The sequence below is a fragment of the Methanosaeta sp. UBA458 genome (assembly GCF_002496085.1).
GTDB classification, from domain to species: Archaea; Halobacteriota; Methanosarcinia; order Methanotrichales; family Methanotrichaceae; genus Methanothrix; species Methanothrix soehngenii.
This window is the reverse complement of sequence record NZ_DAIK01000119.1, coordinates 1-11,594: the sequence shown is the minus strand read 5'-3', so window position 1 is coordinate 11,594 and position 11,594 is coordinate 1. Positions and strand designations below refer to the sequence as shown.

Annotated in this window: 12 protein-coding genes; 7 read left to right on the top strand and 5 right to left on the bottom strand. The window is 50.9% G+C overall.

The features are described 5' to 3' along the window. Window positions 1-44: 44 nt before the first annotated feature. The 3 genes from BP822_RS08710 to BP822_RS08700 all read right to left on the bottom strand — a co-directional run bounded on the left by BP822_RS08710 (window position 45) and on the right by BP822_RS08700 (window position 2,556). Window positions 45-788 carry an MIP family channel protein gene (locus tag BP822_RS08710; RefSeq protein ID WP_157863833.1) on the bottom strand — a complete coding sequence of 248 codons (744 nt, stop codon included), beginning with the start codon at window positions 786-788 and terminating at the stop codon, window positions 45-47. Continuing rightward, window positions 785-994 carry a DUF2180 family protein gene (locus tag BP822_RS08705; RefSeq protein WP_013720505.1) on the bottom strand — a complete coding sequence of 70 codons (210 nt, stop codon included), beginning with the start codon at window positions 992-994 and terminating at the stop codon, window positions 785-787. Before BP822_RS08705 ends, BP822_RS08710 begins: the two co-directional genes overlap by 4 nt. Before the next feature lie 62 nt (window positions 995-1,056). Next, window positions 1,057-2,556 (bottom strand): DUF2193 domain-containing protein, encoded by a 1,500-nt coding sequence (locus BP822_RS08700; protein ID WP_013720506.1) that lies wholly within the window; start codon window positions 2,554-2,556, stop codon window positions 1,057-1,059. A gap of 578 nt (window positions 2,557-3,134) precedes the next feature. On the opposite strand from BP822_RS08700, the gene BP822_RS08695 reads away from it, so the two are divergent. The 7 genes from BP822_RS08695 to BP822_RS08665 all read left to right on the top strand — a co-directional run bounded on the left by BP822_RS08695 (window position 3,135) and on the right by BP822_RS08665 (window position 9,608). Further along, window positions 3,135-3,371 carry a thioredoxin family protein gene (locus BP822_RS08695; RefSeq protein WP_013720507.1) on the top strand — a complete coding sequence of 79 codons (237 nt, stop codon included), beginning with the start codon at window positions 3,135-3,137 and terminating at the stop codon, window positions 3,369-3,371. A gap of 34 nt (window positions 3,372-3,405) precedes the next feature. Next, on the top strand, window positions 3,406-3,786 hold the full coding sequence (locus BP822_RS08690) for a putative zinc-binding protein (protein ID WP_013720508.1): 381 nt from the start codon (window positions 3,406-3,408) through the stop codon (window positions 3,784-3,786). A gap of 16 nt (window positions 3,787-3,802) precedes the next feature. Next, window positions 3,803-4,990, top strand: a complete 1,188-nt coding sequence (locus BP822_RS08685; protein WP_273278614.1) for a sulfurtransferase — start codon at window positions 3,803-3,805, stop codon at window positions 4,988-4,990. Then, window positions 4,974-6,653 carry a sulfurtransferase gene (locus tag BP822_RS08680; RefSeq protein WP_286878138.1) on the top strand — a complete coding sequence of 560 codons (1,680 nt, stop codon included), beginning with the start codon at window positions 4,974-4,976 and terminating at the stop codon, window positions 6,651-6,653. Before BP822_RS08685 ends, BP822_RS08680 begins: the two co-directional genes overlap by 17 nt. 129 nt (window positions 6,654-6,782) lie before the next feature. Continuing rightward, window positions 6,783-7,448, top strand: coding sequence for a glycosyltransferase (locus tag BP822_RS08675; protein ID WP_048132538.1), 666 nt, complete (start codon window positions 6,783-6,785; stop codon window positions 7,446-7,448). Then, the gene (locus BP822_RS08670; protein WP_083804735.1) at window positions 7,442-7,984 is read left to right on the top strand and encodes a GtrA family protein; all 543 of its coding nucleotides are present in this window, start codon (window positions 7,442-7,444) and stop codon (window positions 7,982-7,984) included. The genes BP822_RS08675 and BP822_RS08670 overlap by 7 nt, the downstream gene beginning before the upstream one ends. 214 nt (window positions 7,985-8,198) lie before the next feature. Next, complete coding sequence (locus BP822_RS08665; RefSeq protein ID WP_286878136.1) at window positions 8,199-9,608, top strand: hypothetical protein; 1,410 nt, start codon at window positions 8,199-8,201, stop codon at window positions 9,606-9,608. A gap of 115 nt (window positions 9,609-9,723) precedes the next feature. On the opposite strand, the gene BP822_RS08660 is transcribed toward BP822_RS08665, so the two are convergent. Both BP822_RS08660 and BP822_RS08655 read right to left on the bottom strand, forming a co-directional pair. Next, window positions 9,724-10,269 (bottom strand): metallophosphoesterase, encoded by a 546-nt coding sequence (locus BP822_RS08660; protein ID WP_273278618.1) that lies wholly within the window; start codon window positions 10,267-10,269, stop codon window positions 9,724-9,726. 56 nt (window positions 10,270-10,325) lie between these two features. Continuing rightward, entirely contained in the window at window positions 10,326-11,516 is a 1,191-nt protein-coding gene (locus BP822_RS08655) for a sugar phosphate isomerase (protein ID WP_013720513.1), read from the bottom strand. Window positions 11,517-11,594: the final 78 nt, after the last annotated feature.

Here is an 11,594-nt window from a genome sequence, read left to right as displayed (position 1 = left end):
CCCCTACACCCCGACGTTATAAGCAAAAAAAATATCAAAAAAAATTATTCTGCCGAGAGATAGTCGTACAGGAAGGCGGCGATCAGAGCTCCTGCTACCGGCCCGATGATGTATATAGGGAAGAAATGCCACAGGCTATTTCCGCCCAGGATGTAATCCCCAATGTAGGGCCCGAAGGTTCTTGCCGGGTTGAGAGATGAGCCTGTGATGTTCCCGATGGTGGTGATTATCCCCCCTACCACCAGGCCGATCACCAGCCCCGCAAATCCCGGCGGAGCTTGCCTGTCCACAGCCACTCCCATGATGGTCAGCATGAGCAGAAAGGTGCCTATGGCCTCCACCATTACCGCCTGCCAGTATCCGATTCCTGGAAATGGCGCTGTGGCTCCCAGACCACCTACTGTGACGGCATCCATGCCCACGCTGGCGGCAAACAGGAAACTGGCGACGGATGCGCCCACCAGCTGGGCCAGGATATAAGGAATGGCATCTCCCAGGGAAAATCTCCTCGTGGCCAAGAGGGCTATCGTCACAGCTGGGTTCAGATGGGCTCCTGAGATCCTGCCCAATGCATATATAGAAGCTGCAATGGCGATGGCAAAAGCCATTCCTATGGCAAACCAATCCCCCAGTCCTCCCAGGGTGCCTATGCCTATGTTAAATGGGTTGGGCGGGCTTGATCCCTGGGAGATCATCAGGGTTATCGCTGCTGCGCCTGCCCCGAAGTAAACCAGGATGAAAGTCCCGACCGCCTCGGCAATGGACCTTTTTGCCAGTGACATGTTCATCCCTCATGATATGCAGCATAGCATGGCTTGCAGAGAATACGGGGCAGCGTTCGCTTCATCTTCTTGGAGGGGAAGGGATAGCCTCCCTCCCAAATTTCCAGCTCCTCTCTGACCAGGTGATCCATGCAGACCCCCATTCCGCAGAGTATGCAGATGGCCACCGCATCAGTATCCTTTTGAGCCAGAGCACAAAGATAGCATTTCATATATCCACCATCAACCTTGATTGGAATTCAATAAGCTTCTTTTCTTGCTGTTTGATGCTGCCTCATACTGCTTCTCTGTACTGGCAGTAGGAGTGCCTGAAGTCGACCAGCGCCGCAGAAGCGCAGTTCTTGCATACCCTGGCGGGTGATGCTGGAATCTCCTTATGCAGGGCGATGATGTTGGTCATCATCGTAGCCGTCACCGGCTCGCTGGTAAGGAGGCAGGGATAGTCAGACAGCCTCATCAGAGCAGAGAAGCGCACGGTGATGGCGCAGGCCGGATAGGCATAACGCTGGGGATTCATGAGAACCTCATTTCTGTGAATGGGCTCAAGGTCCACATCGAAGCCCGATATCCTGGGGACGAGCTTGCCGCCCAGGCCGTTCTTCAGTCTTCTGGCCTTGTCAAGCACCTTCCATCCCCGGTAGATCATATCCATGAAGTCGCAGTTATGCAGCTCAGCTGCTGCTCCTCTGGTGGGATAGAGCTGCACATAGTTATGGAACCTCTTGGTGAGAAGGTCCACTATGCCTATGGCGTTGAAGCCGTCCAGCTCTGCTATATACTCGACTGCGGAAGCGGCGGCACCAGTGGCCAGGTTCAGAGGCTGGTGCTCGTTCTTGAAACTGTCCAGAGAGTTATTGAGGGTGGAGCCCATGACCTCAGTGACTGCCTCGATGACAGCCATTATGACGTCATCCTTGCACATGTTGAAGGTGGACTGGGATATATGATGGGCGATATCCCCCACACAATAAGCAGGAATTGTGAGGATGTTCCCATAGTGAACCCCTTCATTCATCGCCGCCCTGACCGCGGGCATCATCCTCTTCTTGTACTCGGTCATGTATTTGCGAACATCAAAGGACTGGTGGCCTGCGGCATCCATGAGCTTTCCCTGGGCCTCAATGGGACTCTCGTAGATGTACTTGATCTCATCGATCTCCTTTCTTACCGCTTCTGCCAGACTGGTTCCTTTCTCTGCTTCCTGGGCAAAGACCTCGCCTATGCCATAGGAGGTGTTCATGCCCCAGGATTTGGCAGCCAGTATTGCCTGCTTATGGACGTCAGGAATATCAATGGTCTTCAGGATCCTGTTGACCACGTTGCTCGTGCTGCCTGGAATCAGGGCAAAGTCCACCACACAGGTCGGACCGTAAAATCCTGCATATCTGCGGGCTGCCTCAAGCCCGATCAGAGCCTCTGATCTTCCCACCCCATCGATGAAGGCCTTAAGGCTCTTTTTGAAGCTCTCGTCCTGCTCACACAATATTTCGAGGATGGCAGGGGTCTGGTAATGCTCGACAAACGGATCGTCCTCCGGTCTTATGGTCTTGGTCAGGGACTTCATGACCTCATAATGAGAGTTGACCGAGTCCACATGCAGAGCGATGACCGATTTGGACTGGCCTTCAATGGCCTTCATCTTGTTCACTACATCCAGATAGGCCTTGGCATCCTCTACCTCAAAGCTCTGCCCTCTCTTTCTCTTGACCGTCTCCACATCTGCCCGCTGGGCTGCCATGGCCTCTTCTACCATCTTACGGTATAGTTCAGACATCTTCCTCACCCCTATCAATCGGAGGCCGCAATTCTCCCATGATATCCTGAGCACCATATCCTGAGCATCAGCAATAAAACATTCTTAAAGCCTCAGTTCCGATTGGTTGTATCCTGCCTCCTGAGGATACCATTATTACTATATGGAGCTGATCAGATATATGTATTACCATTATCCAATATTTGAAAGGTAGGGGATTGCGAGTTGCTCTCCTTTTTGGGCTTGGATCATATTTTATGTGCCGAGATTCCAGTTTCATGATAATCGACTAGCATCTGCATCAATCAGCTCAGAGGATGAGCAAGACTTGGCAAGCATAATGGATCGCGGCGCCGAACCTATCCGATGATGCGGAGAACAAAGAGCTTGTGTTTTGAGCTCTGGCTGCAAATGATCGATGATCTTATCATCGTGTTATTGCGATAAGCTAATATAAGAATAGCCATCTCGCACTTTCGATTGGCTAAAATACTGGAATTGTAGATCCGGGATTCGGAGCGAGATGGCAGAAGACAATAGAAGAGGCTGAGAATCAGACAACAAGAGAATGAACAATTAACCTCCAACGGTGAAATCAGATGGTGAAGATCGAGGTAATGGGAACAGGTTGTGCTAAGTGCAAGAGCCTGCTGAAGAACGTACAGAAGGCAGTGGAAGAATCGGGGACTGATGCAGAGATCATCAAGGTGGACAGCATCCAGGAGATCATGGATCGAGGAGTGATGATGACACCAGCCCTATATATAGATGGAAAATCGGTCTTGACAGGGAGAACGGCAACTGTGGAAGAGCTTAAACGGATGCTCAAGAGATAAATGCGCATAATTGGAAAATATAATGGTGTCACCAATGGACGAGAAAAAAAAGTGCAGTTGCAGCTCCTCGGACGTGCGGGTGGTGGCCTGCTCCGGAGCGTGCAATGTCGGCCAGATCGCTAATCAGGCGGCAGTCGATCTGTCGAAAGAGGACGTGGCAGGATTCTTCTGCCTGGCGGCAGTGGCCGCTCATATCGAGGCAATGGTAAAGTCGGCACGGGAAGCAGGAATGATGATATCCATTGATGGCTGTCCGGTGCAATGCGCTGCCAAGACCCTGCAGCATCTGGAAATAGAGCCGGCCATACAGATCATTGTGACTGAGCTGGGCATAGAGAAGACTCAGGACCTCTCTATTGACCAGGACGTGTGCTCTAAGGTGGTAGAGCAGGTTAAAGAGGAGCTGGCCGCCTGAAGTCGAGGTGAATTGGATGAGTAAACTGAGACCAATTTTGATTACGATGGGCGTTCTCTGCGGGACGCTTTTGGCGGCCCTGGTCCTCATAGAGAGCGCATCTGCCGGTGCGGAATGCGCATCTTTAGGAGGGGGGTGCGACGACTCCAACGGCGGCTGGGATCCTATGGCCAAGCTGGATGAGATAGGCAATGTAACCGCTACCCAGCAGTCAGCTGGAACCAACTGGGCCAAGAAGTCCAGGGAGATCCGCTGGGGGATGAACTCCTCCCAGGGCGCAGAGGATGAAAAAGGTGAGGAAAACGAGAGTGCAGTGGCGCCCGATAGCGTCCCGCAGGCAGAGGCAGAAGAGGCCAAGGATGTTCAGATTGCCGCCCCGCTAAAGCTGAAGGAATTGCAGATCAACATGACCCGCAGCCTCAAGGCAAGAGAGATGCTCTTGCCGCTGGATGAAGTCGATGATGCAGATGATGCAGATGATGCAGATATCCTGCTGGATGTGAGCGAGAACTCGAGCCTCCATATCGAAGGCTCAATTTACATTCCCTATATGGAGTTCTTCCTTCAGCCAGGGATTCTGAAGCAGGCAGATGAGGTCGCCAGCATCTTGGGCGAGGCTGGAATCTCCAGAGAGGATTCGGTTGTCATCTATGGGGAATGCCTGCCCTGCGGCGGAGGACCATCGGTGGCCACCTACGTCTACTGGATGATGAAGAGCCTGGGCCATGAGAAAGCAAAAGTCCTGGACGGGACGGCTGAGGACTGGGCGACAGCGGGAGGGGCTACCTCAGGGAGTGCTGAAGTGCTTCCTCGGAAGGAGTATATCCCTCTGGTGAATTCAAACTACACCGCCACCTTCGATCTGGTCAAGAGCGGCCAGGTGCAGATCATCGATGCCCGCACGCCGCCCGAGTTTGCCATGGGAACCATACCCGGATCGATCAGCATGCCCTATGAGAGCGTTCTTGCCGATAAGAAGATCACCGGCGAGGACCGGCTGGATATGGTCTTCATGGTGCTGAACAAAAACCAGCCAGTGGTCGTCTTCACCAATACCGGGATGAAGGGCTCTGTGGTCTGGTTCGCCCTGGAGATGATGGGCTACGATGCCCGGCTCTACAGCTACCAGGACTGGATGGCAAATCAACAGCCAGATCTCCGAGAGGTGGATGGGTCCGGGGGGTTAAATGAGACTGCAATCTGATCTTTCCGTCCCTCTTGCGGCTGAGGGAGAAAGGCCGGCAACTGCCGGCGGGACAGTGGCCATTTCTGGAGCGATTGCGGTTCTGCTGTTCATACTGTCCACCTCTTTTATTCTATTGGCAGGATCGGCCAGCGCAGGCACAGAGACTGGGGAGTTCTGCCCCACCTGCCCTGATTGGACCAATCTGGACGGCTGGCTGGAAAAGAAGGCTGCCTATGAAGAGGATATGAAAAATGTTCAGCAGAATGGCCTGCAGAATGAAATGAACAATAATGAGTTGAAGATAAAGACTGCTGAAGCAGAGATTGGGCTGAATGGGAGTCGGAATTCATCCTCTTCCACCCATATGGGCAATAGCAGCAACAATAGCGCCAGCAACGGCATGAGCAACAGCACAGCATCCGCTCTGAGCAGAAGCAGCGAGCTGGTCGGGGCGATAGCATCCCCGGATTCGATCTTTTCGGATGAGGTTGTATTGGACATCAGCCCCAGTGCGACCGCATACATCGAGGGCGCTGTCAATCTCAATTACGATCGCTTCTTCTCCGAAGGCGGGGAGATAGTGCCGGCATCGGAGATGGCGCGGCTGCTGGGAGATGCGGGCATCAGCAGCAACGATTCCCTGCTGATCGCCGGGGAGTGCCTGCCCTGTGGCGGAGGACCGTCGCCGGCGTTCTTCACCTACTGGGCCCTAAAATACCTGGGACATGAGAAGGTAAGGGTGCTGGAGGGCACGATCGAGGACTGGAAGGCTGGGGGATTGAACATCAGCAACACTTCTGCCATCAGGTCCAAGGCCGAGTATATCCCCCATATAAGGCCAGAGCTTCTTGCCACCTATGAATATGTAGTCACTGGCGGGGCGCAGATAGTTGACGCCAGGCCGGCAAATGCTTATGAGCTGGGCTCAATTCCCGGGGCGATCAACATACCCTATGAGAATGTGCTGGTCAATGATAGCATGATGCCCAAAGAGATGCTGAAAGAGCGTTTCCTGGATCTTGACAAGAACCGATCGGTTGTGGTTTACACCAATATCGGGGTTGAGGCCGCTTTGCTCTGGTTCGCTCTGAACGAGTCCGGCTACGATGCCCGGCTCTACACCTGGAGGGACTGGCTGGAAAACCAGCCCAAGTTCCCCTATGAGCTGGCGGAGGTCTCTGCCCAGCCCAATCCGGTCAGATCAGGAGAGGCGACGACCATAACAGCATCCTTCCATGAGAGGACGGAGAGGACAGACTCATCACAGTACAGCTCTTCCTCAGCCAATTCCTCCGCCAACCAGGAACCGAAGCTGACGGTTAAGGGATGCGCTACCTGCGGATTTGGCTCTCCCCAGGGCTTTGCCAACCTGGATCGCAAGGATGGATATGTGCAGATCGGCTCGAATAGAAAGGCGGGCCAGAGCTCTGCCTCTTCCACAAATGCATCCGACCAGTCCTCCTCCGATGGCATTTTGAGGTGCACTGCAGTGATATATGCACCGGATGGCGGTGAAGAGACAAGGACCAGCCTGCTGCAGACATCTGGGGGCAGGTACATGGGCATCTGGAATGCCAATGTCGCTCCCGGGTTGTATAAGGTGAGCATAGTCGCATCCCTGGATGGGAATGCAGAGGCATTTACTGATGTGCTGCAGGTGGAGGTGACAAGGAAGGGATGAAGGGGCCTGGGCCTCTGTCATCCCGATCTTGGACCGATCCATTGGATCGTGTTCAGGGTGAAAAGATCTATAAAGATCAGCAGATCGATACTGAAAAATTGCGATAGACCTCATGACAAGGATAGGCAGATGTTGACCTCGATTATAATTCCCACAAAGGATGAACCAACCATTCAAGAGCTTGTAGATAATATCAATGCAACAATTAAGGAAAACCACGAAATACTGATAGTAGACAAGAGCCGCACCGCGCCAAAGGTTAAAGGGGCGGAGGTTATGATACAGAGATCGGATGGTTTGGGCAACGCTTTTGTTGAAGGCTTGTCCAGATCCAAAGGAAATATAATCGCTCTCATGGATGGCGACGGCTCTCATCGGCCAGAAGATCTCCAGAAAATGCTCAAGCTGATAGAGAATCATGATATCGTCCTCGGATCGAAGCTCATTGAGGGTGGAGAGTGCAGTGACACTTTAGGAAGGAAATTAGTAACCCTCGCCTTTGCTCAATTGACCAGATTGATCCTGGGCGTAGATCTAAGGGATCCCATGACAGGTTTTATGGTGGCAAAGAAGAATGTATTCGATAATCTGGAGCTTAAACCCAAGGGATTCAAGATAGTCATTGAGATTGTATATAAATCGAAGGCGAAGGTGTTGGAAGCCCCCATATCCTTCTATAAGAGGAAAACGGGCTCTTCAAAGGTAGGGTTCAATACGAACGGCCTCCGGGAGATGGCCAGGATCTTTGAGCTTCTGCTCGAGCTCAAGCTGGGACGAATAAGAGGGGAATGGTAATGCATATCGCCCTACATAATCTGCTGGCTCAATGCTCGGAATCAATCCAAGGGATAAGCCTGCAAAGCAAGCCCGTAGATCATTCCTGGAATCAGGCATTAAGAATCCTTCCTTCAAGTATTCTTGACAATTTGATTGCAAGAGGGCGATGGAGATTTGTTTTTAAGTTTGCATTCGTTGGGGCTACAGGGGCGGTAATTAATCTGACCTTGCTCTGGCTTCTAACCGCCTATGTTCATATATATTATATCATATCTGCATTGATAGCGATAGAGATAAGCATAATATGGAACTTTTTCTTGAATACCAGGGCGACGTTCAATTACAGTTTCCCAGAGGGGACGGCAATTGTTCGTGCAATGGCCAGGTATCATGCTGTCTCATTTGGAGGCATACTGATTAACCTTTCCGCGCTGCTTGCTTTTACGGAAGTTGCAGGAATTCACTATGTAGCATCCGAATTTCTGGCAATATTGATTGCATTTACATTTAATTACCTAGGAAGCATAAATTACGTATGGCGCGAAGCCGGATAGGGCAAGCAGCATTGCGATTATGGTCGATATAGAGAACTCTCCTGGCAAGCTGATTTACATCATGATATCATGATAGAGTCGATAAAAACAGCTCTCCTTTTCCATCACCCTTAAATAATCAATCAGCGTTACAACCGCCTCGTTCAAAGCTGGTCTTCTGGATTTGGACAGATGCCGATCCGATCAGCAGCCTGTGAAGGTGACGGAGACGAAGATGAATGCGTTCAATAGTGGTAAGGAAAATGCCGAGAAATTATCTTATGAAGAGAGAAAAATAAAAATACGGATTTTGGCTCTCGCATTGCTTGGTTTCCTCATAAGTGTGAAATCCGACCGGTATTTTCCCTTGCCTGATCAGCTCCCGGAACCTATCTTTCAGATAATCCTATTGCCATATACTTGCTTATTTTTTGCTGCTTTTATTATTTTTATAAAGCCCGGAATCGTTGGAGATGCTCATTTATCCCTCGTCAACCGCATTTCTGCCGTCAAGCTAACGACGGTCATTATCTTGATTTTTGAAGCGATGGCATTTATCCTTCTGATCGTGCAGGATATCAGATATGCCCTTTTCGGCTATCATCTAAATATCCCGGTTGCTATTTTTTTATTCGCATGTATTGGAGCTTCACTCATATATCTACTTATTAAGGATGCATCCCAGGGCCTTCTTGTTCTTATCGCTCTGGCAGCATATACTGGAACATACCTTTTAAGCATTGTCTCATTCCCGCTTCATTCACAGAGGTCAGATATGCTCCCTCTCATCCTCTCGGGATGTCAGTCCTTCCTGGCAGGGATGAGCCCATATGCTTACCATGACCTTCTCTACCATCCACCCCATCAGGTGTTCACTTATCTGCCCGGAATGTGGATGGCCTATCTGCCAGCTGCTGCATCTGGAGTGGATCTGCGGTTTATAAACCTGATAAGCATGCTGGTTTCTGCGCTTATTCTGGCATATTCGGCTAATGGTTCCAGGAATCATAGCATGCTGCTAGTTCCGGTATTCCTGCTGACCCCATATCTTCAGTACCGGCACGAAATCTATCTCGGGGTGCTATTTCTCATTCTTTCAATCGTCTTTTTCCTCGATAGAAGCAACAAATGGTGGACGAGTTCTATTGCATCTGGATATGCTCTCGCCGCCTACCAGTTCGTCTGGGTCATTTTTCCTTTTATTGTGGTTTCAGCCTTTAAGAGATGGGGAATAAAAAAGGCTTTTGTGAATTCATTGATAGCAGTAGCAATTGCCTTGATCCTCATACTTCCATTCCTTTTGGGCTCTCCTGAAGAGTTCATCGCTGGTGTGTACGGCAACTGGTTTTATATTGACACCCCTTCTGTAAACCTCTCCTATCTGATATCTCTTTTTATTCCCTGGGATTCGATGATAATTGTTCAAGGCATCGTTATGGTCGCCATCTTTTCGCTGGCACTGCAAAGAATGGATCCTGAAGACCGCTGGGGGTGGATGGCTACCGCACTGGTCTTATTCATCGCCATGAACAGGGTCATTAATGTGTACTTTTATTTGATCGTCCTTCTTCTTTTGGTAATGCATGGAATTTCCGTAAGCACTCTGAAAGAAAAGCCGGATGAAGAGGAGGAGGCACCAAATTAGATAGGAACATTTGGGCTGCATTTGCTGCAGTGACATCTGCCTTTTTTTATAGCTGCTAAATGTGATAAATAATGCCACATTTTTTCAGATTTTTTGGTTTTAGGAAGCCACTTGCTCATTTCTCTTCAGATTCTTCTCTTCCAAGCCTTTCAGCATACTTCAGATAGTTGCAGGCCGGGCTTCCGAGGGGGATGATCCTTCCCTGCACAGTGCCATCAATAACCATCAGCTCCGCCACCGAGGGAGCGGACATCCTGGGCTGGGAGGTGCTCCCGGGACAGATGAGAAGCCTTCTGCCCTTCTCTATGAGTGGACGGTGAATATGTCCGAATACCAGAACCTCACAGTTCATCTCCCTGGCCATCATCTCCGCCCCCACCAGATCGGAACCATGTGAAGCCATGTGCACGAGGCCTATCTTCACTCCTTCCACTTCTATCACCTCTCTTTTCGGCAGGAGCCTTTTGAGTTGGGGCGAGTCGGAGTTTCCCCTCACCGCAACCAGCCTTCCCAGATCCTTAAGGGCGGAATGGGCCTGGACTGAGACAAAATCGCCGGCATGAAGGATGATGTCCGCCTTGCTTGCTAATGCGACCACCGCTTCTGGTAGCCTGTCATCCTCCATCAGATGGGTATCTGAGAGAGCTATTATCCTGGTCATTTTTTCATCACATCATCCTTGAAAAAGTGCAGCCGAGACAGCTATTGCCCTTGGGCTCAGACGTGCATTCGCCTCATGCCGGCCTCTGCTATGCCCAGAAACTCCGCGCCCACGGCCACCACGCTGTTGGTGAATATGGAGGCGTTGATCTCAAAGATGGGATACCTGAATTTGGTGTAATCGGACATCAGCCAGGTGGTCGAGGACGTGTCACCGCTGAAGAGACTGCGGTACTCCTCTTTTACCGGCACTACTGCTATGTCCTTGCTCCTTTTGCACTTGCTCAGGATGGAGACCTGTCTGGATGAAGGATTGGCAGTTATGGGCATCACATCAGCACCCTTCTTCAGGGCCAACGTCGTCCCTTCCAGGGCTTCGTAGGTGTTGCCTGTTCCGGTTATCGGTATGTATACATCGCCTATCTGAAAGCTCGGGGTATTGAAATCCCTCTCCCAATAGCTGATCTTGTTCAGATGGGTGAACCTCATCTCAAAGGCCCTTGCCACCAGACCGGATCTGCCCACTCCTCCAATTATGTATCTTCCGCTGCGGGGAAGGAGCCTGATCAACCAGTTCTCCAGGTGCTCAGGATCCATGCGGGAGATGAGGCTGGCATTCTCCATCAGGTCCATGATTATGGATCGATACTCCGGACAGTTAGGATCGCAGATCCCCTTGAGCCGGCACTGAATATCCGCGAAAAGGGCATTCAAAAAAGCCAAGACCTCCAGCTCGAACTCCGTGCCAAGAGGAGAGAGCCTGGAACGCATATCCTTGTCCGTGGCATGCTTCGTCCTGGCTTCGATTACCAGAACGTCCCCTTTCTCATACTCGCTCACCATCTTGTAAGCGGTTCCCTCTTTATTGGCAGTAATGAGCTTGATGTCCCCGCCGCGAGTGATAAAGTCGCTTATATATTTATTTACTGACTGCGTCTCTCCAGAGCCTGATATGGCAATGCCGAGGTTCATTCCCTTGCGGTAGTGCCTCTGAACTGGGTCCTCCAGGGTAAAAGGAAAAACGTTCTCAAAATGGTTCTGGATGAGTTGCATGAAGCTGTAGAGGGCAAGAGCGGATCGTCCCGCCGCAAGGCCGTAGACGAACTTGTTCTCCGGGATGGGTTTGAGAAAGTCCACCATGGACTCGGAGAATGCAGCTACGCTTGGCATATCCAGATCCAGCAGCTTCTCCAGGAAGCTGCACTGTAAGTTTGTGGATTCGCGGAAGGTTTCTATCAGGCCTGACATAGTGGCTCATTTTATGGCCCGGCAGAGATAAGCCTTCTGGGACAGCCCAATACCATCAGGTAAACTACTCCGGCCTAA